The sequence below is a fragment of the Mycobacterium sp. NGS66 genome, from assembly GCF_059812225.1.
Window position 1 is genome coordinate 28,460 of record NZ_JCALCG010000022.1, and the last position, 25,522, is coordinate 53,981.

Here is a 25,522-nt window from a genome sequence, read left to right on the forward strand (position 1 = left end):
TGTCGTGCCTGACTCGTCTCACGGTAGCGCATACCCGTCTGCAGTTCTAGACGGCGCGCCCCGTGAAGTTTCAGAAACTAGCCGCCCGTACCGCGGGTGCACTACCAGCCGGCCGCGCCGAGGTGTGGCGCGCACCGGCCCTCGCGCTCAGGTCCTGCTGGCCGCCGAGTGCCGACGCGTCGCCGCAGCAATCACCCTCGAGCTCGGCGAGGCCCCCTATGCCGGCGTGCCGTGCTGGACCGGGCGACTCGAACGGTGGGCCACCTGGACGGTTCCAGTGGCCTACGACTGCCGCTACAACACCATCGTGCGCCCGGTCATGGGCGCCAACCAGATCAGTCGCCAAGCCCTTGTGGCCATCGCGGCCGCCCGCGCCCGCTACGCCGATCACGCCACCGGCCGCAACTGCCGGCCCACCAACGAGCGCCTGGCCGCCGACACCGGCTACTCGGTGCGAACCGTGCAGCGCGCCGATACCGTGCTGCGGTTATTGGGGGTGGCTACCGAGGTGCTGCGCGGCCGCCAACGCACCCGCGCCGAACGGTTGGCTTCCTGGCGAGTCGGCGACCGGCACCGCGGCTGGGCCTCCGTCTGGGCGCTGCACGACAACCCCCTGCTGACCCGACTTATGCACAACCTGTCACCCCACCCGCGTAGCGGTCCCGTTAGGAATAAAACCTCCGTTAAGGACTCAGTTACTACCCGCACCGGCAGCCCACCGGGCCGCCGGCAACGCGGCGCTACGCGCCGCCAAGCACCAGACGAGGGGGGATCGGCACTCGCACGGGCCTGGCGCGCCGATAGCCACGCCCCGCCTTGGGCACACCGGCACAGTGCCGCCGCGTGGGCGACGATCCTGGCCGGCCCGGCCGCGTACGGCTGGACTGCGCGCGACCTCAACCAGCTCATCACCGACTGGATCGGTGTCGGGCACTGGCTACCCGACACCCCCCACAAGCCGATTGGGCTGCTCGGCGCGATCCTGTCCTGGCACGGCCACGACAACCTCAACCAGCGCCCGGCCGCCCTCGACGACGCCCGCGAAGCCGCCGAACTGGCCGCTGAACTGGCCGCCGCCCAAGCCCGGATCGCCGCCCAACTCGATGACCGCGCCGCGGCCGCCCGCGCCCGCGACATCGGCCACGCCGCACTCACAGGTCCTGGGCATGCTGCCGCCCGCGCCGAAGCCGCCCGCCTAGCCCGCCGCGCCGCAGCACGGCGCACCCACGCCGCGGCCACCGAAGCCGCCCACCTTGACGCCACCCTCAGCCGCGCCCGCCGATCCCGAGATATCCGGCAAAATAATCGGCGCGATACACCGTGAGATATTTCGTGGACTCGACTACGCCCGAGGTGCCGATTCCCGACGCGTCAGCACCGTTTTACGAAGCAAAAAAGCTATGGAAAACCTCGTCCACCGCCGCACGCATACGCCCAAACTGATCACGCAGGACTTCGGTGACCAACTCCTCAAGCTCAGTATTGGTGTAACGCGTCGCCGCAACGGCGTCGATGAACAGATCCACCAGATACCCATCGCCGTCAAACGTCGCGCTCACCACGTCACTAATCGGGTCGAACATCATCGCCTGCTGCGTCGTCGCCCAGAACTCGGCCATCCGCGCATGCAGCGCGGCCGCGGCGCGCTCGAGCGCCTCCACCGCCTCACTCACCGCGCACCTTAGTAGTCTCACTTGCCGCTGCCGCACGACGCGGCTCCCTGCGGCCCTTGACCGGCTCGCTGTTGGGCGGGGCCACCACTTCGAGCTGGCGCTCCTTATACAGCTGCTTATTGTCCGGCCCGGACCGGCCGCCATGCGGGCCCATCATCGGCGGCACCATCGCGCCCATCGCCGGCGCCGGACCCGGCGACGGCGCCTCCGAGGCCACGGCCACCGGGGCCGCCGCAGGAGCCGCGGCAGCTGGAGCCGACGCCATCGGCGTAGGCGCACTCAGCGGCCCGTCCTGCCCCGCCGGCTCCATTGCGCCCGGCTCCCCGCCCACATCCGGCTTCACGTCACCGCCACCACCACCGGGATCTGCCGGGGCCGCCGGTTCTGCGCCACCGTTGTCAGGCTGGCTCCCGCCCCCAGGGTGCGGCCCGCCCAGACCACTGATCATCGGCGCACTCGCCGCACTCGCCACAGCAGGTACCCCCTGCAACATCCGCTCCCCCGTTCCGAGCAGCCCTCCCAGCGCACCACCCAAGCCGCCCGTGACCCCGCCCACGATCACCGGAACCACCTGGGCCAGCCCCCCGGCGCCAACCGGCGGCGGATCTACTGCCTCGACAGGCAATGCCACACCGGCCATCCCGGTGCCGGCATCACCACCGGCCCCCGGTCCCGCATCCGCCGGCGGCCCCGGCGCAGCCGATCGACCCGCAGGGCTGAGCTCACGGTCAATCGACGAATCCCCGCCCGCGTGCTGGGCCAGCGCGGGCCCCGGCCCCGCCGGTGGGGCCGGCGGCGGCTCTGGCGGCCGTACCGTCGAGGGGGCCGAAACAAACGTGTAACTGCCAAAGCCTTTGGCCGAGTCCTGATACAGCTTGCTCAACGCCACCTGCGCGCGAACCACCGCCGCCCGCAGCTTGCCCCCACTGCGGGCATTGGCCGCAACGGCTGCACGCAACTCCCGCTCACCGTCACTGACCGCCTGAAACGTCGGAATCTCAGCCGCAGCCACCCGGAAATCCCGCACATGGCCCGCGGCCGCATCCGCCAGCCCCCGAACGTAATCCGCATGGCCCACATACCAGTTCTGCAGCCCGAGCAGCCGCACCCGCGCCGCCTGCGCACTCTCACCAGCCCAGCCGCTGTCGGTGGCGCGCACCGCCGCGCCCAGCTGCTCGGCGGCCCCCTGCAGCCGCACCGCTTCGGCTCGCAAGCTCGCTTCGGCCGCCTCCCAGGCCCCCGGCCCAGGCCCAAACCGGCCCTCGTCGATCAGGCGGGCGATCTCACGCGGTGACTGGGGCACCACCCCCGCCCCTGACACCGGCCCCACCGGCGGCCCACCAGGCAGCGAAGCCCCACGGGCCACCGGCGCCGCCACCGGCCCAGCCGAAGCCACGCCCCCATGCCTACCGCCCAGCGACGCGGCCGAGGCCGCCTCCTGATCGTCGTAGGCCGCCGCACCTGCATCCAACAACACCCCGAACTCACCGGCCATCCCGTTAGCGATCTGCGTATAGTCGCGCGCCAACGCCACCAAGGTGATGAACCGATCACTAACGCCCACCGACACACAATCAGGGGCACACGGGCGGACTTGGGCGCTGCCCGGCACCGCGGCCTGCCCCGCGGCGTCGGCCCGCCACCCCGCCGCCCTCAGCGCCGCCGGATCAGCCCGAACCGACTCGGCCACGCCGCTAGGTGCTCAGCGTTCGCTGGTTGTGCTCTTCGGCCGAGGAGTACGCGTCCAAAGACGAGCGGATGTGGGCGGCCACATCCTCGCAATACGACCCCAGCGCATGACCGGCAGCCGCGCGCGCCCGCAGCACTTCCTGCAACGCCGCACCCACCGTGTCGGCCCCCAACTCACCGAACATCGTCCGGGCCCGCTCGAGGGTCTCCGCGTCGACCGCAAGCTCCTCGCGCACCCGCGGACCTTCAGCGTCCCACCAGCGTGCGTGCTCGTGCCACTCGTCGAAGTCCACCGTCACGTCATCGGCCACCGACGCACCTCCCAACGCTCCAAAACTGCTGTTTTAGCCTAACAACGCCACTAGGGGTTATGCGCGGGTCGCAAACGAACAATTCGGCGCACTAAAAGTCGATCGTGGCGCGGTACTCTTCGACGTCGGCGTGGGAGGGAAAACCGCGAGTAGTCGGTACCTCGGCGGCGAACTTCTCCATCGTGGCAACTCGGCGGTCGGCGCGCACCCGCATCAACGCCAAACGATGCAGGCGCACGATGCGATCCGCCAACACCTCCATGGGCAAACACCTCAGCGCCTCAGGCTCAATCACCACCCGCGGCGCCTCGGAGAACCTATCCACCTCAACCATCACAGCGCCGTCCGCCGACCACTCCGCGACAGGGGACTCAACCACGGTCGGGTCCACCTCGTCGTCGTTATCGGCCACCACCGCGGCTCCCTCGCTCAACATCTGCAGCACTTACACCCCGGACAGCTTCGGCCCCGCCGGCGCCTGGACCGCGCTGGTCCCGCTCTGCGGCGCCGGATCCAGCCAGCCCAGGAAGTCCCCGGACGGCAACACCCGCAGCGGCTGCAGCTGCCCATCAAGCCAAATCTTGCCATTGCCCATATACATCACCGGATCGCGGCTCTTAAACTGGGCCACCGCGCCCGGCGGCAGATGGGCCGGGTCAGCCGGAGTGGTCACCGGTGTGCCCGGCGGAGGTAACTCCACATAGGGTTTCCAGGCGTCGGTGACACTGCCCCCGGCCAGCACCGCACGTATCGCCGCCGCATGTGGGCCGCTCGTCGCCGTGACCGGGGTGCCATCAGGCATCTGCACCACCAGGGCCGCATCCCCGCCCGGGCCGCTCGCCGGTGCAGCCGCCACCGGCGTCACCCCCGGCGCACCCGCCGCCGCCGCGGGACTCGTCTCGGCCTTCTCCTTACGGTCCTTGGCCTCCTTAGGGTCGCTGTCGTCCTGCTTGTCGTCGTGGTGGTCCTTGAAATCCGCAGGCTTGTCGCGCTCACGGCCTCCGCCGTCGTTGAACCCGTCACCGGCGCTGCCGCCGTGCCCATTGGCCAGCCCGCTGGCCAACGGCGCCAAAGCACCCAGCGCGTCCATCGGCAAACCTCCCCCACCGCCCAGCGCGCCAGGAATCGATCCCAAACCGCCCAAAGCCGGGCCCAGCATCGACAGCGGATCAGCCAACCCGCCACCCGGCAGACCCGCCATGCCCGCCAGCGGGTCAGCCACCGCCGGGACGCCCCCAGGATCCCCACTTCCGCCAACACCGCCGCCGCCCGCGCCACCACCTGCCCCGCCGCCGGCCCCGGTATCGCCACCCCCGCCGCCCCCACCGCCAGCGGCGCCGTTCTTGTCATCCTTGCCGCCGTTCTTGAGCCCTTCGCCGTTGGTGCGGTACTCATCGCCCAGCGCGGCCAGCAACTCCGCCTGCTTCTTGGAATCAACCTTTGCGTCGGCCAGAACGTCCTCAATCTCGCTCAGTTTGCCGTTCACGAACGCCTGAAACAGCATTCCCGTCGCCGGATCCTTGGCCGTCTTGGGATCAGACATCAGCCGCGCTTCAAACTGATTGATCTCATCGATGATCGCGCTCACCTTGGCCCGCGCCGCCTCATTGGCGGCAAAAATCTGCTTCACCTGATCACGTAACTTGGCATCGGTCAGCGCCACTCGTCCGCCAGCCCGGTCATAGATATCGGTCGACAGATCAACACCACGCTGCAACGCGCCGGCCCCCCCTGGACCGCCCGCAGGCCTCGTCGGCGGCAGATTCCCGATCATCGGCGGAAACCCCGGCGGCGGTTCGCGATACCGCTCCTCCCCACCGCCACCACCGTCATCCAGCCCGAACAACCACTTAGCCCCGTCAATTACCACCCGCCAAGGCGACAACAGATCGATCACGTCGTCCAACCCACCCATCAGGCTCCACCTCGTGCTCGCGCTGAAGATCTGTTTGCTCAAAACGCTACCGTCGCGATAGGCGCTAATACGTGGTCGTCACCAAAGACCTGTGTCAGCGCCCCACACGCCTGCCCGTACCGCACCGGCAGTCTCGGCTCCTGCTGCCAGCGCCCCATGACCCGGCGGGACGAGGCGTGGCCCGACGAATCAATTCGCAGCCATTGGGGTGTAGCGGCATCGGCGGCCCTAGCATGAATCATGAGGTCGCGCGGTTAACAACCCCGGCACACGCGGTTTAACCGCGCGGCGTGTCGTGCGCGGTTAATCCGCGCACTCGTGTCACCCTTGTCCCACCGACTACACCATCACCATCAGTAACAAGGAGGCGCTGCTCGCCCAACCCGGGATGGTGCGCAAGGCCAGCCCGCTGAGTAGGTAACCCACAACTCCATATGTGCCTTAACGCAGAAATCCCCGCCGAAGCGGGGATGACTGCACCGGAGCTAGCGACTCCGGTTAATGGCCTCTGACAACCAGAAACCACGCCCAGACAGGCTGGTTTCACGATAGAGGACACCCTGCGTGAACCACAAGACTGAGATTCACCCGTCATCAGCACCCTGTGTGCAACACCCCGGCGACTGGCTCGACCCCCAGCGGCGCGCGCTGACCCGCCGCCAGTGCCTAAGCTGCGCCCATCTGCGCGGCTGCGCTGCGGCCGCGCAACGCCATCGTCCCAGCTACGGCATGTGGGCGGGTGTGTGGATCGACGGCGACTTCGCCGTCAAAAGACATTTGCTCGGTCTGACTGCTCAACCGGCCGGCACTGACACGAAATCCACTGCACCACAGCCCGATTCAACACCAGCAGCCCCGGCGTGGCGCGATCGCCCAGCCCAACTCGGGCGGCGCAGCCGAGTCGGCACCCTCTGCACCACCCCCCCCGAACCCGCGATTGCCGCACTCATCGCCGCCCGGGCCAGCGGTCATTGCGAAATCATGGCGCCCGCCTGCACCTATCAGCAGTCGGCGATCTTCTCCCGCCGCCGGACCGGCGCAGCAAGCAGCCCGGCCGACGCCGTCGCGGCCTGCGCCAACTGCATCGACCTCATCGAACACACCGACACCCCCACCGCGTTGGACCTCGGCTACCTGGTGGATGCGCGGCGCTGCACCAGCACCGCCGCCATGCTGTGGCGCCACCACCGCTGGGTGTACCTGGACACCCGCGGCCGCCTACACCCCGCCGGCGGCGCCGCCATTTCCGCCACCGCCTGACCGTGGCCACCACCGTGGCGGCCGACGCTCCCCTCGACCCGGGCGCCGTATGGAAAGCGCTCGCCCCTCTCATTGCGGCGCGCCCCACCGTCCGGGTCTGGAATCCAACCACCAACAAGTTCGACCGCAGCGCCAACCTCACCAGCCGACTGCCCCGCCGGCCGGCCGCCGTCATGCTCTACCTGCGCGGGCGCACCCAGATCCTGGCGCTGGACTTCGACACCAAACGCCACGGCCAGCACACCGTCGACGCCGACTTCACCCGCGCGCTGACCTGGATCACCGAAGCCGGCGGCCGGGCCGTCACCGATCAATCTGCCAGCGGAGGTCGCCACATCCTGATCCCCCTGGCCGCCGGCACCACCGCCACCGCCGACGAAATCGCCCCACTGCTGCGGCTGCTGGAAGCCCGGCTGCCCAGCCTGGACAAAACCCCGATGACCAACCCCAAAACCGGCTGCATCACCGCACCGGGCTCCCCGTGCCGCGAAGGCGGGCACCGCCGCCTGGACGGACCCCTCGAGGAAGCCGTGCAGGCCTTCGCCGAACGCTCCGACCCGGCCCTGCTCCCCCGCCTCGCTGTCCTGCTCGGCGCCCTGACCCCAGCTAGCACTGTCGCGCCCACAGCACGTCTGGGGCCGCCCGACGCCACCACCTACGAGGCGATCATTGGCACCGGGGCCCAGGCTCGACTGCACCCGCGATATACCCGCAGCGGTGAACTGCCCGAACGCATCACCCGCTACGCCAGCACCGGCCAGATCCCCCCCGATACCGCCTGGCGCAGCCACTCCGAAGCCCGTCAATCGGTGCTGGCCCACGCCGTCCTGCACGGCCACAGCCTGGCCAGCGTCCAAGCTCTCATCAGCCCTGGCAGGCCTTGGCACACCGGGCTGGCCGGCGCGTACGCCCGGTACCGCCACCACGCCGAGAAGGCCCTCGAACGCGACTTCCACAACGCGTTAACCTGGGCGGCTGCCAACAGCCGGTTTTTCCGACCTGCCCGCGCACAAGAACAGGTACTGCACACACGGGGGGGCGGTAAGGGGCCCGAACTTCACCGACGCTGGCTTGCAAACGCCACCGCTTGGGCAGAACGGGAATTCCGCGGGCACCCCTACCGCTGGATCGGACCCGCGGTATACCAGGCCCTGGCCATCCACGCAGTACGGGCCGGGGAAGTCATCAACGGCGTCCCCGTGGTAGGCGTGGGCGGGCGGTCCCTGTCGATCGCGGCCGGTCTTTTGCCCGAGACCACCGTCTGGCAGTTCCTGCGCGACACGCGCGACCGGCCTGGATCCCCGCTGGTGCGAACCCGCGTCGCACAAGGACGCCAGCCTGACTTTTACGCGTTAACCCGGCAGAACGTCGTGGACAGTAGTCGTCAAGCGATGTCGGCAGCCCGTGTGGAAGATGTGCATATCGGGTGGAAAGCGGTTGGTCACCGCCACCGCCGCATCTATGAGCTTATCGTGCACCGGGGCCTGGATAACCCGCACGACGTGTTCGCCGCCGCCCACATCGCACCTAGCAGTGGATATACCGCGTTGGCCGCGTTGGCCACGGCGGGACTGATTTGTCGGCAACGCGGACACCTGAGCCCCGGACCGGTCAGCCTCGACGACATCGCCGCCGCCCACCACCTCGATGAGCAACGCCAGCAGCGGATCGAGCGACATCAGCGCGAACGCGCGGTCTGGCATGACTGGCTGCAGGCGCGCGAAGACGCACGACACCCGACCGAACACATCGCGAACAGCGGGGGGATCGGAACCGCTGCGCCCGTTGATCCCGACCGCCACGAATACCTGAGCGCAGTATTGGCGACCGGACCCCCAATCTTCGATGAGGACCACGTTGCCATCGAATTGCTCAGTGAACTGCTAGGAGGACGGGTCATCGCGGCGCAGTAACCCCTGCAGCGCGGGGCGCCCGCACCGGAAGCTGGGAGTCCCACCGAGCGCGGTGGCGTTTGCCACTTTACCGCGGTAAATCGGCCCGGATCCGTTACCGACGCCATAGCACCAGGTCACGCTCGCCGACCTGTTGGGTTGGGCTGGCAAGACGGCGTTGCCAGCTGGCCAAATTACGCCGTGGCGCTAGTGCTGCGACGTCGACGACGTACCAAAGCTTCCTCGAGCAGATTGGACGCGAAATCTTGCGCGGTCAAGAAGACGTCCTGATGCTTGGCCTCCACCCACGCCTCACGCAACAAACTCGCGGTCTTCGGCCGTAATCGCAGAGTGCGGGGTGCCTCGGGTTCCTTCGCAGCCTTGACCGGTGGCTGGGGGGAAGCCGTGGTGCTGGATATTGGTTGGGGATCGACCTGGTCCTGCGCGACCTGCGGTTGCGGACCGGGGCTGCGGGGTGGCGCGACCCGGGCGGGCGCCGGCTCAGGGGTGCTGACTTGTGCTGCGCGGGTGGCCGACCCGGTAGTAGACAACATGTCCATCACCACGTCCTGCACTTTTTTAGCCACGATGTCTCCCTCGGTTGCTGCGACCCTCATCGACGCGCTTCATCACGTCGACAGTGAAGCTGGCGTAGGCCTGCGCAAGATCCGGGTCGGCCTCGGGATCCCCGAGCACGAACCCGCCGCTCACCATTCGTTCGGCGGCCGTGCGTTTCGGGATCAGCGTGTCAAACAGCGGCAGGCCGTCCGATTGCAAACCGGCCAGGGTTTCGCGGCTCACGATCGTGTTGGGCTCGTACTTGGTCAACAGCACCCCGAGCAGCTCAGCGGAAAGAACCTGGTGTTTGCGCAGCGAGTCCGTCCACTCGACGAACATCAGCACCCCACGCCTCCCCCACTTGCTGGCATCGGTGGGAATGATCAGCCAGTCAGCCGCATTTAGCGCAGTAATGACCAGCTGCCCAAGATTGGGCGACAAATCCAGCACGATCGCGTCGTAGTCGTGAAAGACCGGCTGCAACTGCATCGCCATCTGATACTCACGGCGATGCATCATCACCAGCTGCTGGTCGAGCTTGGCAACCGCCAACGTTGAGGGCACCAACGCCAGATTCGGGATCCGCGTCTTGCGTATCACCTGGTCGATAGGAGTCGACTCGCCGATCAGGTCGTAAAGGTCCAGCTCCACGTCCTCATCGGGATCAAACATCGAGGTGGAATTGGCCTGGGCGTCGCAGTCCACCAGCAGCGTGCGCCAGCCGCCATGGGCCAGCCCGGCAGCCAGGCTCACGGCGGTGAACGATTTTCCGACACCGCCCTTATGGTTGGCGATCGCGATCACTTCTGCTCTCACATTTGCCTCTCAAGTCACACTGGCCACACATGGTGATTAGAGCACGGTGTGACCGGATCCCGGTGCGATCCAGTGACGGCGTGTTGCGAGCACCGGGTCACCCGGCGATCGGCTCACCCGGTAACGCGGCGACGCCGTGATCGGATCACCGAATCGCAGCGCGACAGCGGAACGACATCACCTGGTGGCGTGGTGATCAGAGGACACGATCGCGTCATCACCAGGCAACGCGGCGATCGGATCGCCCCATCACAGGATTGCTCGGTAATTAAGTGATCGGACGACGAAGCGATGCCAACACGCGATCACCCGCTCACCAGGTGCGCCCGTGATCCGGCGATGCGGTGATGCCGCCACCTGGTGATGAAGTCGGTAGGCGATCACGTCATGCAGCGATGCCGTCACCCGATGATGCCGACGCTGCGTGATCACGTAACGCGGCGACGCTGCGACGAGGTGACCCAATCGCACGATCCGCACCGACGACCGGCCACGGAACGGCAGTCAGCAAATGCGAGGAGTGTGTGGAGGTCCATGACCAGGCAAAACCCCAGGAACGACGACGTCCGGGCCGGCGTGCTGCTTTACCGCGGTAAAGCAGCACGCCGGGACCATCTCGCGCAGAACCAGGGAATCAAGCCTGCGTTTCGTTGCGGCGCGCGCCCGGAACCTGCCGGTAGGGTAAGGGCGACCCATCCGAAGTACTCCGCTGCGCGGGGGAAGCATACGGAAGGCCTTCCATGGCTGTGCACGTCGTTCTCAACCAGAAGGGCGGCGTCGGCAAAAGTACCATCGCGGTCAACTTGGCCGCAGTGACCGCCGACGTCTGCAACCACCAAGACGATCCGGGTGCGAGTTCACCGGTCGCCGCCATCTCCGTGGACCCGCAGGGGTCGGCGGTGTGGTGGGCCGCCCGGATCAACGATCTGCCGTTTCACATCGTGCAGGCCCACGATGACCTGGCCGGCCTGGCGCGGCTGAAGGACCTGCCGAACATCGCGCATGTCTACGTCGACACCCCCGGCTGGATCGACCTGGACGGTGGGAGTAACTCCACCGACCCGCTGGGTCGCGGCCCCGCCGCCGATGCGCTGCGCGCCGTGCTCGATGTCGCCGACAAAGTCATCATCCCCATCGAAACCGAGCCGCTGTCCTTCGACCCGACCGCGCGCACCATCAATAAGGTCGTCAAACCCCGCGGCGTGCCCTACATCGTTGTCATCAACAACTGGGACCCCCGAGACGGAACCCACGACCTCAACGAGACGAAAGAGTTCGTCAAACTTAACCATTGGTCCTTGGCGCACACCGTCATCCGCCACTACAAACTGCATGCCCGCGCCAGCGCCGACGGGCAAGTCGTCACCGAATACCCCCTGAACCGGGTCGCGCTGCAAGCCCGCGAAGACTTCTACCGCTTCGCACTTGAACTCAACATCGGGGGAGGACGGTGATGGCGCGCGGAAAACGCACCAGCCTGGCCGCGCTCGCCGGCGACGTCGGCGACAACTCGCCAGTCGAGGAAACCGCCGCCGGGCCGCCGCGCAGTGCGCCGCTGTCGCAGTTAACCGCCAACCCGCGCAACCCCCGCGAGGATCTGGGCGACCTCTCCGGCCTGGCATCGATTGCCGACATGCAGCTGCAGCCCGCCGTCGCGGTCACCGCCGCCGCCTACCGCGCGCTGTATCCCGAGGACCGCATCACCACCCGCTACGTCGTCATCAACGGCTGCCGGCGCCTGGCCGCCGCCCGCAAATACGGCCGCCAACATCTCGACATCGTCGTCAACGACGCCATCGCGCGTGACCGCATCACGCTCATCTCGGCCGCCATCACCGAAAACGTCGACCGCGAAGACTTCGACGTCATCGAGGAAGCCCGCGCCGTGGAGGCCCTGGTGGCCGAATGCGGGCGCGCCGACCTGGCCGGCCAAAGACTGCACCGCACAGAAGGCTGGGTGTCCCAGCGGCGCGCCCTGCTCAAACTCGCCCCTGAACTGCAAACCGCCCTGCGGCGCGGCGAACTGGCGATCCGCGAAGCCCGATCACTGGCGCGGGTCCCGCTCGAACAGCAAGTCGCTCGCTGGCGCGCGAGCCTGGACAAACAGGACTCGAACGACAGGACTCCCACCGACAAACCCAAGCCTGCACCCTCGCGATCAGGAATCATCGCCACCGCCCTGACCAAATTCGACACCCAACCCGAGCTGCTCGCCGATGCGCTACGTCACTGCCTGGGCGCCGATGGAGTGCTTCGACTGCTGACCGCCCTGCAAACGCAGGTCACCAGCTCCGACGTCGCGGCGGCCACCTAACCGCAGCACAGCGCCGCCCTACAGGCCGCGGGCCAATTCGCCCAAATGGCCTGGCGTGACAAATTGTGCCAGCGCATCCAGGTAGTTCTGCGCCACCGCGCGATAGCGCTCCGCCACACTCTCACCGGCCAGCATGTTCTGCTGCGCGGCGATCAGCAGGCGGTTGACCTCTGTCTGGGTGACCAGCTGCGCACGCAGATCGTCGATCTCGGCGCTAGTGGACGGGGTGGGGGAGGGGCTCCGCGCCGGCAGGGCATCTTCATAGACATACCAACGCAGCCGCTCCGGGCGCGGTATCGCACCCCCATGCAACTCGCCGACGCTAATCGCCCGGATCAGCGTGCGCGGATCTTTACCCAGCCGTGCGGCGGCCTCGCGCAACGACACATACGGCCCCGTCGGCGTCGTCTCTACGCCCGGCGGAACCTGTTTAGGCTGTTTCATCGTCTCGACCCACGCGCAGAGGCGAGTGCTCCTCCCATAACGACACGATGCCGCTAATTAACAGCATTGTAGCCACATCAGAGGGACAAACTAGGCGCAATGTCGCTAATTAACGACATTCATGCCCTAAACTGGCCGCAACGACCACTGCGAGACAAGACGTTCGAGGGGACCAGCGTGACCGCACACACCGAACACCGACCGCGAGCCAGAACCGGCACCGAGACTCGGCAACGCACAAAAATGGTCGGCTTACGACTTCGTCCCGAAGATCACCAGCGCCTCACCCTGCTAGCCCAACAGCGCGGCGTCAACGTGGCCACCCTGTTCGAGTCCACCGTCGCCGACCTGTTGGCGACACCACTGCTAGAGGAAACGCTGAGCGCCTAGCCATTGCCCGTAGGCATACAACAGCGAATTAATTTCCGCGACAACCGGTTCGAGGTGTTCGCATGGCGGCAGCTGTCTGCGGGGGTCCGCTCGACATACTCACCGAACTCATCGTCGATCCGACGCTCGAGCTCAACCCCGGTGATTTCCTCGCGGTTGGTGTTGAATCTCGGGGAGTAGTCGGCCCGCCAAGCGAAGAGATCCTCGTGTGACCCCATCCTGCCGTGGAGGTCGAACAGGTGCTCGGCGGTGAGGGCGAAGTGCGGCCGTCCTGTGGGTCCCTCGGTCACTCGCCATTCTTGGCCGCAGTTGGCGGCGCGATCCAGTGTTGCGGCGAAGGTAGCTCGGGCGCCGAGCTGGTCGGCTGAGCGCCACAATTTGTCCAACTCATCCGGAGAAAGGCCACGCGCGTTCGCCTTGCACTCTCCCAAAACGATTTCCCCGTTGCGAAGAACAACGAGCACATCGGCTTCCGCCTCGACGCGATCGTTGTCGGGCTTCCGGAACTCCACACCCGGATAGCTGCCGAACACAAATGATCGGCCACCCAACTCGTTGCACACGTAGCGCATGGCGAGGACGTGCGAAAGCACGTCGTGGCTCATTGCTCGCAACAGGAGTTCACTGGCCCGGTAGCGGTAGTTGATCTGGTTGTAGCCGTGGGGACTGTCTATCGTGCAGCCGCAGGCATGGCAGACGAGCGACGGAATGGCCTCGCTCAGCGGCCGCCATTGGTTGTGACCGCACCGGGTGCAGTTGGCTTCCACGCCGCGGAGGACCAGGCCACCGGTCATCGCCCAGCTGAGCCACTGTTGGGCTGCGTCGCGACGCATGCGCAGCAACTGCTTTATCCGATCGAACGTCGGATAACCGAGTTCTTCGGAATCGGGATACCCGAGGCCTCGGTCCGGGCGCTCGAGGAGCGCCTGATAACGGTCGGACGACTCGTCGGGTTGTGGACCAGCGAGGAACTGGTTCACCCGCCGCTTCACGATGCTGACGTTGCGGCCGCGCGTCAGCTCGTTCAACGTTTCAACGACACCCGGCGATGCGAACATCGAGAGGTGCCTGCCCGCCGCGCGGACCAGGTGCTCTGCCGCCTTACCCGGAGCACTCTCGGTCAATCGCAGCCCGTGGTCGACTGCTCGGGCTGAAAGAACCTCCAATCCTGATGGCATGCGTATTGTCGTGAATCCATCGGATTGGCCGCCGCTGGTGATCGGTCCTTCGAGATAGTGCGAGTCGGCGTGATAGATCTGGCGTCTCATTGTCCGAGACGGCGGGAGAGGTGCGTCGACTACCACCGTTTTGCGCTTCATCCAGGTGCGTTGATGGCCGCCGAGATATCCACCTCCGATCGCCTGGAAGTCGCTCGGTGAGAAAGAGGCGATCCGGGCCTTGCCACCGCTAAATCGCACGACGTCGGTGGACATAGAGCAATAGCCGCCGATGGGCCGCAGGAGTTCCCACGGGTCGACGGCGTCAAATCCGACACGTGCGGCTAGTGTCGCGATGCGATCGGGTGCGATGGACATAGACGTCAGTGCGAGGTTGTGGCGAATCCGAAGTGGTGGGCAGCGCCTGCGTCGTTCAGATGTCGGATGTCATCTTCAACTGTCGGTGTCACCGGCACGGCGAGTGGAAATCGCGGCGGGTGAAGGAATCTCGCGCGAAGATTCCATATGAGCGCGAGGTCCTCGGGGTTACTGGGTTCGTAGACCGTGACGATATTAGGGCCGAACTGTTGCGAGATGACATCGTCGCTCCACTCGAAGCGCGATGACGACGGAAAGCCTTTGTTGTAGCCGCCCTGGAGCCCACTCGGCAGCTTCGATCGGCTTAACTCGACTGCCGACACCGCCGTAAAATCGCGCATCAACGCGAGAAGACCTGCTGCCGAACCGTTTTCGGTAACACCGCGGATCGTCAAGACATCGTCGAAGCTGAGGTCGCGGCGGAGATCATTCCATGTGTTTTGTGGATGCGGATAGGGTGAGAGATCGCCTGCGACAGTGAGATACGCGAGATGCCAAGGATCGTCGGGTGCCATACCTCGAATGGTCTGGACGGTAGGCTTCCGTTCGAGGTCTACCACGATGCGGATGAGTTGCGCCGCGGCCGGTCCCTCAGCATCGGTGTAAGCGCACCGCGTCATCCCCCAGAAGATTGGAGCGTTCGACTCCGTCGATATTGCTCTCATTGAGAATTCTTGACCAGCGCGGATCGATGTTCTCCGACGAACTGACCGGGATGAGTGGAGTGCTGGCGCCGCCCCAGGTTCCGCAGAGGTCACGCACACTATCGCACGCCGACATGTAGTCGGACCGGTCGATAGCCACGGCCCCGGTTCGCGGTCGCAGTTGACTGCTGACCAGTTGTTCGCCCTCAAGGGGTTCGGCGACGAGCAGCGGCCATCGATCTGTCACTAGTCAGCTCTCTACGATTCGACGAGCGGTCCACGCGCTGAGGCGTCCTGCTATACAGACCGGGAAAGTTGCGTTGACCCTGAAATGACGAGAACTTCCGCACCGGCGAACAATCTAACTCGAACTGCGAGGGGGTGCACCGATCCAGTCCTTGGCGCACGCAACCCTCGCGAGTGTTGAACTCCAAGTCCACAACACTCGCCACGACCTGCCGGGGTCGCGTCCTAAAGCCGGTGTAAATGGGGCCGGGCATAGGTTCTGCTTCGAGACCTACCAAGTCATCGAGGAAAGGACCTATGCCCGTGCCTGCACGAGTATCGCCGACTGATCGTGTTCGCGCCAAGATCGACGATCTGTTCGCATCCGATCGTGAGCTGCCCGAAATTCTGGAGGAGGTGGCCCGGCTCGGCGCACAGTTGCTGATGCAGGCCGCGCTGGAGGGCCGAGATGACCGAGTTCCTCGGCCGTGAGCGCTACCAACGCGCCGCGAGCGCGCCGGATGCCCGGTCCGGGGCGCGCAATGGCTTTCGGCCAGCAACAGTCAAAGACCACCGCCGGCCCCGTCACCCTGGAGCGGCCTAAGCTGCGCGGTACGACCGCCGCGTTCGCTTCACGGTTGTTCGGCAAGCACGTCACCAAGACCAACGCGCTGGAATCGCTGGTGATCGCCTCGTTCGTGCGCGGACTGTCGGTGCGTGATGTCAAGGCCACCCTCGCCGATGCGCTGGGGGATCAGGCCGCGATCTCGAAATCGACTGTCGCGCAAGTATGCCAAGCGATAAAAACCGAGTACAACACCTGGGCGCGGCGCCCACTGGGCGATGTCGTGCTCGATTATCTGTTCCTGGATGCCTCCTTCTTCCGGATGCATCCCGGCTCGCCGGCCGAGCCGATCCTGGCCGCGTGGGGCGTCACCACCGCGGGCAAGCCCGTCTTTGTGGGCCTGGCCCCCGGCGTGGTCGAGTCCACCGACGCCTGGACCGGTTTCCTGACCGACCTCACCGACCGGGGGCTGGGGTGTCCGCTGCTGGTCGTCTCCGACGGCGCCCGCGGCCTGATCGCCGCGATCGAGCAGGTCTTCCCGACCGCGTTGCGGCAACGCTGCCTGATTCACCGGCTGCGCAATGTGCTGGCCAAGATCCCCGCCGGGGTGCAGGCCGAGATCCGCGACGGCTACTGGGCCTGCTTCGACACCGCCGACCTCAACACCGAGCCCGGCCCGCGGTTAGTCGAACTCATCGACGCCCGGCTGGGCGCGTTCGCTACCCGCTACATGACCATCTACCCGGCAGCGATGAAGATCCTGCTCACCGATCGCGAGGGCCTGACCGCCTATCTGCGGTTCCCGCCCGAACGTCATCACCGTATCCGCCACTCGAACTTCATTGAACGCACCTTCGGCGAAACCCGCCGTCGCACAAAGGTTATCGGCCGCTTTCCAGGCGAGACCAGCTGTGTCAGCATTGCCTGGGCCGTACTCGACCGCGCATCCCGCGGCTGGCGCGGACTTGCCATGACCCCCGCTGGCCTGCGCCAGCTCCAAGACCTGCGCCGCAGCCTGTTGCAACCTCCCCAGCAACTGCGGCCATCGGACACCCCGAACTCCGCTGGCAGCACCACCGAAGCCATCAGCGCCACCGCGTAACATCACCCACCGAAGTCAGAACCTCCGCAGGCCTGATTTACACCGGGTTCCGGACGCCACCCCTGCCGAGCCGACACTGCCGACGTCAGCACACATAAAACGCTAAGCCCGTTGCCCCAGATTCCATGAGAAAGACACGTGCTTACCCCGGATTCGACGAGACTGCCCCAAGGTCAATGAGAACGGACAACTCCTCACGCACGCGTTGGTGGCCATTGGCGGCGGTGCACGCGTGCGTGCCGGCTACCTCAAGTATTCCGTCACGGGTGACGTTTTCCCGGAGATTCCGCTTTTCACGGGCGGAACCAGGGGAGCGGGGACGTCGTCAGCTCTCTCTCTACTTTTGGTCGGCGCGCGGAGCATGGTGTCCAGCCAGGAAGTGGCATGTGTCACCCACAGCGTGGCGCGCTCCCAGTATGAAAACCATCGTCGCAATCGCAACTGTTGCCCACAGCGGTTGACCCCAGCGGGTTTCGTAATCTGAACCGACCTCGATGCACGTCAATCCAAACACCCCGAAGACAACGCCGGTGACGGCGGCAAAGGCGGAGCTCGCAGCCCACAGCCGCAGGCCGTGGGCAACTTGCACAAGCATTGCGGCCATGCCGATCGCGGCGATCGTCCAGTCATGGCTCGTCCACAAATTCATGTTCATGGCGGCGATGATGCCCGACATGCTAGACACCGTAAAGCGATACTGATTCGGTCCCTGATGTCGATGACGGCCTAGTCTGGCGATTTAATAAGATGCCGCAGGTAAACACGTTGCACCACAACATCTTCCACCTATAGTAGCGATTATGGTCAACCAAGAACCGTCCGGTTGGACTGTAGTCCACGGTGCCGCCGTCTTCTGTCTGCCTGTGCACTATCAGTCACTCCACAGGGGGTGAATCGGCTTCGATGAGCCCGTACAGGGGATTGCGGGCAGCGGCGGCACGGTTCTCGGCGCCGGCACCGTCGACGTAGCGCTGCGATGTCACCATCGACTCGTGTCCCAGCAGCTTCATCAGCGCGTAGACGCTGATATCGGAGTTGGCGAGTTCTGTGGCGTAGGTGTGGCGCAGTGCGTGCACAAGGGCGCCACGCGCGCGTTGACTATCTAAGCCGGCCTTCTTGAAGGCCCGCAGTATGCGGTATTGGAGCACGCCCCGGGTGATTCTGTGACCATCACTGCCGACGAACAGGGCCACGGTTGTCGGCCAGGCCGCTAGCCCTATGCTCTGGCCGCGACGCTTCGTATCGCCAGGGAACCGTGCCGCCCGCGAATCCAAGTAGCGTTCGAGAACCTTAATTAACCCCTCTTCCACCGGGATTCGGCGGTCCTTATTGCCCTTGCCGCGCACGTGGATGACACCGCCACCCTCGGTGGTGGTGCGGATGTCACCCACGTTGGCGCGAATGAGCTCATCGGCCCGCAATCCCGCCAGCACCGCAGTCAGCACCAGCGCCGCGTCGCGTTCAGGCCATTCACTGCGGCGCTGCGAACCGCTGTCGGCCTCAATCGCCGCCAGAAGCCCCGAGACCGTCTCGGCGCCGAGTCCCTTGGGAATTGATTTCGGGACTTTGGGGCGGCCGATCACTGACATCGGGTTGGACTGGATGTATTCGCTGTTATAAAGGAAGGCGCACAAGGTATTCCAGGTCGACCAGCACCGCCGGATGGAGGCCGGTTCGTGGGTGTCGGCGTATGCGGCGAACGCCGCCCGCATCGCCTCCTTTGTGATGACGCTCGGTTCCAGCTCAGCAACCTGGGCGCGATCGCCGGCTAACAGCTCGGCGATCGCGGAAAAGTCCTGCCGGTAGGCTGTGGTCGTGTGGGGCGATGGCTTGCGTACAGCGCGATCGGCCAGAAACGCCGAGAACCACCGCGGGCAAGCCGATTCTGAGGTCGGAGTGTCACGCGATCTCTGAGAGGTCTTCGCCATGGACCCAATATTCGCACTCTTTCGTGTTTAACCGCAGTTATCCATGATTGATGTGGTCGTGTCGCAGCGCGCCAGAATCTCGATCGGCTAGTGTTTCGGCTTCGCCGGGATGCAAGAGGTGTGTCGGGCTTGGGGAGGGGAAATTTAGGCCTTGGAGTGACGGCGTGTTGTGTGGGGTGGGGGTGTGGGGCAGTTGGCGGCGGAGAACGAATTCGGGGGCAAAGTTGGTGTTGGCGGTAGTCACGTGGATGCAGTGGCTTCTATGGTGCGGGGCATGGGCAACACCACCAGTTCTAAAAGTCAGGCCCGCCGACGGGCGCGAGAGGCCCAGGCACGGGCGAGTGAGAAGCGGATGCTGCGTGAGCGTGCCAATGTTGAGGACATCGCGTCATTGGTGGTGGCCCAGAGCCGGCTTGCCGGCATCGAATCGGTGGGAGGCTGATCGCGTCAACCAGATTCGCGCCGAGGGGCAGCGGCGGCGCGAAGAGCGCCGTGGCGAGGCGGCCGCGGCGGTCGCTCGGCTGCGGCAGCGTGGTGAATCGCTGCAAACTATCGCCGCTTTGGCGGAGATAAGCGTGGCTGAGCTGCGCGCGCTAGTCAAGCAGGTGCCGGACCGCGTTGTGGACGCGCGCGCATCTGCGGACTCGGATGCGCGAGCACTTTGCGCGGGGTGAACCGCGGTGTCGGTGGGTTCGCTGAGCGTGCGGCAATGGCGAACAGGACGGCCGCGGCGCTGTGGGTGGATCGCGTGTGCGTGCCGAGGAGTGTCGGCGGTTCGACGCCCATGTCGTCGAAAGTCCGCGCGCGCAGGACTTCAGTTTGTTCATCGGTGGAATCGGCGCCGATGGATATGGGAGGTTCTACATCTACCGCGGCGGGATCGGGCTCCGTGCGCGTGCGAATCGGTATGCGCTGGCCCGTTCGCCAGGGGAGGAGCCCGACTTAGTCGCTCCAGATCTCACGGAACCGGACCCGCGCGTCGTCGCGGTTAGCCGCAAGGGTTTCCAATGCGGAAGCTATCTCACGAAGCGTCTCCGCGCTCACCGAATCGGCCCGACGCAAGCGGGACGTCACATAGACCATCGCCGCTCGGGTGTTATGCCGGGACTCATGCCCCGCGATGTCGTCCAAGGCCTGAATCGTGGCCTCGCGCGCAACCGTTCCTTCGGTGACATCCGCTTCAAGTGTGTCGGCAATACCGAACAACCTGGCAGCCACCGCCCGGTATTCACTGGATGGATCCCACTTCGCTCGCTTTCCTTTGCGCCGGGCCACCCTCCACCCCCTGTGCTTACCGCCGCAGCGAGTTGTCCTTTGCTCCAATGGGCGGCCGGCGTAGGTGAGCGCCTTGTGTGATCTCGCTTCGGTCGAGGATCTCGCTGCCTGGCCCATGCGGTATTCGCTCAAACGGCCTGTGGTGATCAAGAGCGAACGAGCCGCGCGATCGCGGCCGAGGCTTCAGCGATTTTCGCATCGGCTTCCTCGCCTCCGCCGGCGATCGCGTGGCTCACGCAGTGACCGAGATGTTCGTCGAGCAGGTTCAGCGCCACCGACCGCAGGGCGCTGTTGGCGGCGCTGATTTGTGTGAGGATGTCGATGCAGTATTTGTCTTCGTCGATCATCTTCGCGATCCCGCGCACCTGGCCCTCGATGCGGCGCAGCCGCTTGGCGTAGTTGTCCTTCTGCGCCGAATAACCCTGTACGGTTGCCATGCAGCCAGCTTAGCGCCAATACCCCAGTTGGGTATGCAAATGGATTTTCACGACTGTTTAGGCGAGCGCCGCGCCACACGCCGTAGCCGCTCGCTACCCCCGCTATTTGCAACCGGCGACCTCTTCGACAACCTTTTGTCCACCGACAAGGGGCCTCCGCCGTTGAAAACCCCGAAGGGGTACCGGGCGGTGTCGGCCGCGCGCTGCGCAGTGTCGCGGTTCAGCCGGCTGCCTGGGGTCGATCAGCCAGGCCGAGGCGTAGGTGTTCGCTGTGGTAGATGGCCTCGTCGAGCAGCTGGGCGACGTGATTGTCGTAGAGCGTGTAAACGATGCTACGACCGGTTCTGGTGCCGACCACTAGGCCGAGGTTGCGGAGCAGGCGCAGCTGGTGTGAGACCGCGGACTGCTCCATGCCGATTTTGTCGGCCAATTCGGTTACTGGTAGCGGTGCGTGGCGTAGCTCGGTAAGGATCAGCAACCGGCTGGGCGTCGCCAATGCCTGCAGGGTGGTCGCCACGTGGGCAGCGGCGGTGGCATCCAGGTGGGCCGCCGGTCGATGACGGCCCTCGACCCCGTGTCCCATACCAGGCAGTTTACCGCACCCAGCCACGTATGAAGACGTGTTCATATCTTCTGGTAAGGTCAGTGCGACAGTTCTTTTGCTCGGGAGGGTTAGCTGTGGTCGCGTCCACCCTGACATCGGCCTACCCGGCTGCGGCGTCCGGGGTGACGCCGGTGCGCCGGACAAAGTTGTTCGCGCTGCCGGAGATGCGGTGGGCTGCCCTGGCGTCGGGCTTGTTTTTGGCTGGCCTGGCATTGCAGCTGGCCGGTGGATCGCCATCGGTGTGGTGGACGCTGTATCTGGGCTGCTACGCCGCCGGCGGTTGGGAACCCGGTCTTGCCGGGTTGCGCGCGCTGCGGGCGAGGACTCTCGAGGTGGATCTACTGATGGTGGCCGCGGCACTCGGTGCGGCCGCAATCGGCCAGATCACCGATGGCGCGCTGTTGATTGTCATCTTCGCCATCTCGGGGGCGCTGGAGGCGCTGGCCATGGCGCGAACCGAGGATTCGGTACGTGGGCTGCTGGATCTGGCGCCCGACACCGCGACCCGAGTCCTTGCCGACGGGGGCGAGGAGACAGTGAGGGTCGCCGACTTGAAGGTCGGCGACATGGTAATAGTGCGGCCGGGTGAACGGGTTTCCGCCGACGCGACCGTTATTTCCGGGAGCAGCCAGGTGGATCAGGCCACCATCACCGGGGAGCCACTGCCCGTGGACAAGACCGTGGGTGATGAGGTGTTCGCGGGCACCCTCAACGGCGCCGGAGTGTTGCGGATCCAGGCTGACCGCCGCGCCGAGGATTCGGTGGTGGCCCGTATCGCGAGCCTGGTGGAGCAGGCCAGCCAGACCAAGGCGCGCACCCAGTTGTTCATCGAGAAGGTCGAGCAGCGTTATTCGGTCGGCATGGTCGCGGTCACTATCGCGGTATTCGTGGTGCCGCTGATGCTGGGGGATCCGGTGCAGCGGGCGCTGCTGCGCGCGATGACATTCATGATCGTCGCTTCCCCCTGCGCGGTGGTATTGGCCACCATGCCGCCATTGTTGGCCGCCATTGCCAACGCCGGGCGCCACGGTGTCCTCGCCAAATCCGCGGTCGTCATGGAACAGCTCGGCGCCACGACACAGATCGCGTTCGACAAGACCGGCACTCTGACGCGTGGTATTCCCGAGCTCGCCGAGATCCATTGCTTGGATCCGCGTTTCAGCGAGGACGAGCTGCTGGCGTTGGCGGCGGCCGCCGAGCACCCTAGCGAACACCCCCTGGCGACATCGATCGTGCGTGCCGCGCGTGCACGCGGCCTGCCACTGACTGAGGTGGCCCAGTTCACCGCGCATCCTGGACGCGGTGTTACCGCATCGGTGGGCGAACGGTTGGTCGGCGTGCACTCACCGGCCAGGCTGACCGAGCTGGTGGGCACCGCCGACACCGACGCCGTGGTTGTCGCCGTCGACGCGCTGCAGGACCGCGGCTATACGGCCGTCGTCGTGACGTGTGACCACCAACCGGTCGGTGTGCTGGCCATCAGCGACCAACTGCGCCCCGAAGCCGGCACTGCGGTCGAAGCCGCGCGCGAGCTCACCGCGATGCCCCCGGTGTTGATCACCGGAGACAACCAGGCCAGCGCTGAGCGGCTTGCCGCACAGCTCGGCATCACAGATGTGCGCGCCGGGCTGCTCCCTGACGACAAGGTCGCCGCCGTTCACCAGCTACAAGCTCGCGGGCAGAAGGTCACGGTGGTCGGAGACGGCATAAACGACGCCCCTGCCCTGGCGGCAGCGCACACCGGAATCGCCATGGGCGGTGCGGGATCCGACCTGACCTTGCAAACCGCCGGCGCCGTCGTTGTCCGCGACGACCTGACCGCCATACCCACCGTCATCAAGCTGTCCCGTCAAGCACGTCGGGTGGTGGCCGCCAACCTGATCATCGCCGCCACCTTCATCACCGCGTTGGTCATCTGGGACCTTGTCGGCACCTTGCCGCTGCCGCTGGGTGTCGCCGGCCACGAAGGCTCCACTGTCATCGTCGGCCTCAACGGTCTCCGGCTACTCACCGGCCGCACCTGGCGCCGGGCAGCGACGGGCTGACGCGCTGCCTGTGGGCAGGTAAGTAATTTGTCTGATTGGCGGCGCGCTATTCGGCCTTCGCGGCGCCGACCCAGAAGATGCGGCCGCTGAAACCGAGGTCGCGAAGGCGGCCAAATGACCGGGAAACATGCGTGACGCGACGCCGCGATCGTCAACTCGATGGGCCGGCGGAACGCGAAAGAACAGTCACCCGATCCCAAACCTAGGATCGCCCGCCTCACTGCATCGGCACGGCGCTCAACCACGGATAACCGCCGGCCACAAGTGCACTCTCATTAACGAGAGCCCCTGTGCTGGCTCGGTCAGGAATACCGCCGGTTTCGACATACCTGTACTGCGCCAGCAGACCCGGGCGAAATCGACGGTCAGTGGTATCTGCTCTGGCCCCGGGCTCGTCATGATCTCCAGGTGCTCGGCACCATCGGCATGGGCGGGCCACCGCCGAATTCATCGCCGGGCAGCGTGGTCAACCCCGCCGCCTCCGCGGTGGTCTCCTTGCGTACCGTTCCAGCGAATCCCAGTGGTCCGGCGTCCTGGTCTGAGGCCGTCGTCGACGCGATAGGCTCCTCGTCCGGCGGCGCGCCCCAGTCTGCCTCAACCTCGACATTCATGTTCATCACCTCGTCGCCATGCCCCCGCCGCTTTCCCCGCTGCCGGCGTCGGGCCCGGGCCTGCTCGCGCGCGGCCGCGGCTGCCGCCGCCGCGGCGGAATCGGGCTCCGGCGCTTTCCTTTTGGCACTGGAGCTGCTGCTGGCGCCCATCCCGGTGCCGGCCCCGACGCCGGGTGGGTCCACCAGGTAGGGATAGCCGAAACCCACGGTGGCAGTCGGCGGCGGCGACGGTGGGGGGGCGCTGGCCGCCGGGGCGGCGCTGGACATGGGCGCAGAACTGGCAGTCGGGGCCGTCGCTGTGCTTATGACCGTCGAGGAGATCGGTGTGAGTCCAACGGCCGGCAATGTGGGCTCGACGGGGACCGTGTCAACAGCTGGGGATGGCGCCGGCGCCGCTGCCAGACCAGCGAGCCCCGCCAGGCCGCCCGCCGCTCCCAGGCTGACGATTGCGCCTAGGTTGGCGATCACCAGGCCGAGGCCGACCGTCAGCAACTGAGGTGATTGAGCGAAGTAGGAGACCATCGCCTGCACGTGGAACATGAAATCGGCCTCCATCAAGGCGAGGAGGGTGGGCACCTGAGAAGGGTTTGTCAGGATGGTGTTGATGAGGTCGGGAATTTGCTCACCAAATAGTTCATTCATCCAGTCGGTATAGAACCGCGGATCGTCGGGGCAAAAGACGTCCACGGTGCTGCCCGTCCACGGATCGGTGCCGGTGCAGCCGGTGCTGGAGCCGGTATTGCTGTCGGATTTCATGATCGTTGGCGCCGGTGTGGTTTGCGGCGTCGATGCCACCGCCGTGTCGGAGACAGCCTGATAGGTGCTCATCGTGGTGGCCGCTTGAGTCCACATCCGCGCATAGTCGGCTTCGTTAAGCGCGATCGGGATGGTATTGATCCCGAAGAAATTGGTCGCCACCAGTACCGCGTGGGTCGCGTGGTTGGCGGCCAGCTCGGCCAGCGTCGGCATCGCCGCTAACGCGCCGGTGTAGGCGGCGGCCACGGTCTCATGCCGGGTGGCCGCGGCGGCGCTGTTGGTGCTGGCTTGCGTCAGCCACGCCAGATACGGTGCGTGTGCGGCCACATACTGCGCCGCGCTTGGGCCCTCCCATGGTCCGGCTTGCACCGTCGCCACTATCGCACCGAGTGCGTCTGCCACCGATGCGTATTCGGCGCTCAGCGATGACCAGGTAACTGCCGCCGCTAACAGCGGTCCCGGCCCTGGCCCACTGCTCAGCAACGCCGAATGCACCTCCGGCGGAAAGGCCATCCAGATGGGCGCGGTCATGG

25 protein-coding genes and 1 pseudogene are annotated in these 25,522 nt (G+C 66.0%); 9 read left to right on the forward strand and 17 right to left on the reverse strand.

Annotated elements, in window-relative coordinates; translation table 11 throughout:
- The first annotated feature begins 124 nt into the window (after window positions 1–124).
- Window positions 125–1,324, forward strand: coding sequence for a helix-turn-helix domain-containing protein (locus AC5Y2L_RS27540; RefSeq protein WP_499945493.1), 1,200 nt, complete (start codon window positions 125–127; stop codon window positions 1,322–1,324).
- Window positions 1,325–1,382: 58 nt separating this feature from the next.
- On the opposite strand, the gene AC5Y2L_RS27545 is transcribed toward AC5Y2L_RS27540, so the two are convergent.
- The 5 genes from AC5Y2L_RS27545 to AC5Y2L_RS27565 form a co-directional block, all read right to left on the reverse strand.
- A complete protein-coding gene (locus tag AC5Y2L_RS27545; RefSeq protein ID WP_499945495.1) occupies window positions 1,383–1,673 on the reverse strand; it encodes a hypothetical protein in 291 nt (96 codons plus the stop codon).
- Entirely contained in the window at window positions 1,666–3,237 is a 1,572-nt protein-coding gene (locus AC5Y2L_RS27550) for a PPE domain-containing protein (protein WP_499945497.1), read from the reverse strand. The genes AC5Y2L_RS27545 and AC5Y2L_RS27550 overlap by 8 nt, the downstream gene beginning before the upstream one ends.
- Window positions 3,238–3,367: 130 nt before the next feature.
- Window positions 3,368–3,673: a type VII secretion target gene (locus AC5Y2L_RS27555; RefSeq protein WP_499945499.1), complete on the reverse strand. Its 306-nt coding sequence runs from the start codon at window positions 3,671–3,673 to the stop codon at window positions 3,368–3,370.
- A 91-nt stretch (window positions 3,674–3,764) separates the two neighbouring features.
- On the reverse strand, window positions 3,765–4,109 hold the full coding sequence (locus tag AC5Y2L_RS27560; RefSeq protein ID WP_499945503.1) for a hypothetical protein: 345 nt from the start codon (window positions 4,107–4,109) through the stop codon (window positions 3,765–3,767).
- 9 nt (window positions 4,110–4,118) lie between these two features.
- Window positions 4,119–5,588, reverse strand: coding sequence for a DUF4226 domain-containing protein (locus tag AC5Y2L_RS27565; protein WP_499945504.1), 1,470 nt, complete (start codon window positions 5,586–5,588; stop codon window positions 4,119–4,121).
- A 564-nt stretch (window positions 5,589–6,152) separates the two neighbouring features.
- Between AC5Y2L_RS27565 and AC5Y2L_RS27570 the strand changes: the two genes are divergently transcribed.
- Entirely contained in the window at window positions 6,153–6,848 is a 696-nt protein-coding gene (locus AC5Y2L_RS27570) for a hypothetical protein (protein ID WP_499945506.1), read from the forward strand.
- Window positions 6,849–6,850: 2 nt separating this feature from the next.
- Window positions 6,851–8,761, forward strand: a complete 1,911-nt coding sequence (locus AC5Y2L_RS27575; protein ID WP_499945512.1) for a hypothetical protein — start codon at window positions 6,851–6,853, stop codon at window positions 8,759–8,761.
- Window positions 8,762–8,934: 173 nt separating this feature from the next.
- Here the strand turns inward: AC5Y2L_RS27575 and AC5Y2L_RS27580 are convergent, their stop codons facing one another.
- Both AC5Y2L_RS27580 and AC5Y2L_RS27585 read right to left on the reverse strand, forming a co-directional pair.
- On the reverse strand, window positions 8,935–9,327 hold the full coding sequence (locus AC5Y2L_RS27580; RefSeq protein ID WP_499945515.1) for a hypothetical protein: 393 nt from the start codon (window positions 9,325–9,327) through the stop codon (window positions 8,935–8,937).
- Complete coding sequence (locus tag AC5Y2L_RS27585; RefSeq protein ID WP_499945519.1) at window positions 9,320–10,114, reverse strand: ParA family protein; 795 nt, start codon at window positions 10,112–10,114, stop codon at window positions 9,320–9,322. The genes AC5Y2L_RS27580 and AC5Y2L_RS27585 overlap by 8 nt, the downstream gene beginning before the upstream one ends.
- A 740-nt stretch (window positions 10,115–10,854) precedes the next feature.
- Between AC5Y2L_RS27585 and AC5Y2L_RS27590 the strand changes: the two genes are divergently transcribed.
- Together AC5Y2L_RS27590 and AC5Y2L_RS27595 are read left to right on the forward strand one after the other, a co-directional pair.
- Window positions 10,855–11,568 carry a nucleotide-binding protein gene (locus tag AC5Y2L_RS27590; protein ID WP_499945522.1) on the forward strand — a complete coding sequence of 238 codons (714 nt, stop codon included), beginning with the start codon at window positions 10,855–10,857 and terminating at the stop codon, window positions 11,566–11,568.
- Window positions 11,568–12,428 (forward strand): ParB/RepB/Spo0J family partition protein, encoded by an 861-nt coding sequence (locus AC5Y2L_RS27595; protein WP_499945525.1) that lies wholly within the window; start codon window positions 11,568–11,570, stop codon window positions 12,426–12,428. The genes AC5Y2L_RS27590 and AC5Y2L_RS27595 overlap by 1 nt, the downstream gene beginning before the upstream one ends.
- An 18-nt stretch (window positions 12,429–12,446) precedes the next feature.
- On the opposite strand, the gene AC5Y2L_RS27600 is transcribed toward AC5Y2L_RS27595, so the two are convergent.
- Window positions 12,447–12,872: a hypothetical protein gene (locus tag AC5Y2L_RS27600; protein WP_499945527.1), complete on the reverse strand. Its 426-nt coding sequence runs from the start codon at window positions 12,870–12,872 to the stop codon at window positions 12,447–12,449.
- Between the two features lie 99 nt (window positions 12,873–12,971).
- Here AC5Y2L_RS27600 and AC5Y2L_RS27605 point away from each other — a divergent pair, with 99 nt between their 5' ends.
- Window positions 12,972–13,262: a hypothetical protein gene (locus AC5Y2L_RS27605; protein ID WP_499945529.1), complete on the forward strand. Its 291-nt coding sequence runs from the start codon at window positions 12,972–12,974 to the stop codon at window positions 13,260–13,262.
- On the opposite strand, the gene AC5Y2L_RS27610 is transcribed toward AC5Y2L_RS27605, so the two are convergent.
- The 3 genes from AC5Y2L_RS27610 to AC5Y2L_RS27620 form a co-directional block, all read right to left on the reverse strand.
- Entirely contained in the window at window positions 13,259–14,797 is a 1,539-nt protein-coding gene (locus AC5Y2L_RS27610; RefSeq protein WP_499945532.1) for a hypothetical protein, read from the reverse strand. The two genes, AC5Y2L_RS27605 and AC5Y2L_RS27610, sit on opposite strands and share 4 nt — an antisense overlap.
- A gap of 5 nt (window positions 14,798–14,802) precedes the next feature.
- Window positions 14,803–15,312, reverse strand: coding sequence for a hypothetical protein (locus AC5Y2L_RS27615; protein ID WP_499945534.1), 510 nt, complete (start codon window positions 15,310–15,312; stop codon window positions 14,803–14,805).
- Window positions 15,313–15,388: 76 nt separating this feature from the next.
- Window positions 15,389–15,688: a hypothetical protein gene (locus tag AC5Y2L_RS27620; protein ID WP_499945538.1), complete on the reverse strand. Its 300-nt coding sequence runs from the start codon at window positions 15,686–15,688 to the stop codon at window positions 15,389–15,391.
- A 302-nt stretch (window positions 15,689–15,990) separates the two neighbouring features.
- Between AC5Y2L_RS27620 and AC5Y2L_RS27625 the strand changes: the two are divergent.
- Window positions 15,991–17,333 (forward strand): annotated as a pseudogene (locus tag AC5Y2L_RS27625) (IS256 family transposase).
- 337 nt (window positions 17,334–17,670) lie between these two features.
- Here AC5Y2L_RS27625 and AC5Y2L_RS27630 read toward each other — a convergent pair.
- Together AC5Y2L_RS27630 and AC5Y2L_RS27635 are read right to left on the reverse strand one after the other, a co-directional pair.
- Window positions 17,671–18,009, reverse strand: coding sequence for a hypothetical protein (locus AC5Y2L_RS27630; RefSeq protein ID WP_499945541.1), 339 nt, complete (start codon window positions 18,007–18,009; stop codon window positions 17,671–17,673).
- 199 nt (window positions 18,010–18,208) lie between these two features.
- Window positions 18,209–19,261 carry a site-specific integrase gene (locus tag AC5Y2L_RS27635; protein ID WP_499945543.1) on the reverse strand — a complete coding sequence of 351 codons (1,053 nt, stop codon included), beginning with the start codon at window positions 19,259–19,261 and terminating at the stop codon, window positions 18,209–18,211.
- A 274-nt stretch (window positions 19,262–19,535) separates the two neighbouring features.
- Between AC5Y2L_RS27635 and AC5Y2L_RS27640 the strand changes: the two genes are divergently transcribed.
- Entirely contained in the window at window positions 19,536–19,703 is a 168-nt protein-coding gene (locus tag AC5Y2L_RS27640) for a hypothetical protein (protein ID WP_499945545.1), read from the forward strand.
- Window positions 19,704–20,203: 500 nt separating this feature from the next.
- On the opposite strand, the gene AC5Y2L_RS27645 is transcribed toward AC5Y2L_RS27640, so the two are convergent.
- The 3 genes from AC5Y2L_RS27645 to AC5Y2L_RS27655 all read right to left on the reverse strand — a co-directional run bounded on the left by AC5Y2L_RS27645 (window position 20,204) and on the right by AC5Y2L_RS27655 (window position 21,556).
- Window positions 20,204–20,536: a hypothetical protein gene (locus tag AC5Y2L_RS27645; RefSeq protein ID WP_499945547.1), complete on the reverse strand. Its 333-nt coding sequence runs from the start codon at window positions 20,534–20,536 to the stop codon at window positions 20,204–20,206.
- A 146-nt stretch (window positions 20,537–20,682) separates the two neighbouring features.
- Window positions 20,683–20,973, reverse strand: a complete 291-nt coding sequence (gene ricR / locus AC5Y2L_RS27650; RefSeq protein WP_499945549.1) for a copper-sensing transcriptional repressor RicR — start codon at window positions 20,971–20,973, stop codon at window positions 20,683–20,685.
- 220 nt (window positions 20,974–21,193) lie between these two features.
- Window positions 21,194–21,556 carry an ArsR/SmtB family transcription factor gene (locus tag AC5Y2L_RS27655; protein WP_499945551.1) on the reverse strand — a complete coding sequence of 121 codons (363 nt, stop codon included), beginning with the start codon at window positions 21,554–21,556 and terminating at the stop codon, window positions 21,194–21,196.
- Between the two features lie 95 nt (window positions 21,557–21,651).
- Between AC5Y2L_RS27655 and AC5Y2L_RS27660 the strand changes: the two genes are divergently transcribed.
- Entirely contained in the window at window positions 21,652–23,622 is a 1,971-nt protein-coding gene (locus AC5Y2L_RS27660; RefSeq protein WP_499945554.1) for a heavy metal translocating P-type ATPase, read from the forward strand.
- 395 nt (window positions 23,623–24,017) lie between these two features.
- Here AC5Y2L_RS27660 and AC5Y2L_RS27665 read toward each other — a convergent pair whose 3' ends face one another.
- A complete protein-coding gene (locus AC5Y2L_RS27665; protein ID WP_499945558.1) occupies window positions 24,018–25,520 on the reverse strand; it encodes a PPE family protein in 1,503 nt (500 codons plus the stop codon).
- Window positions 25,521–25,522 lie beyond the last annotated feature (2 nt).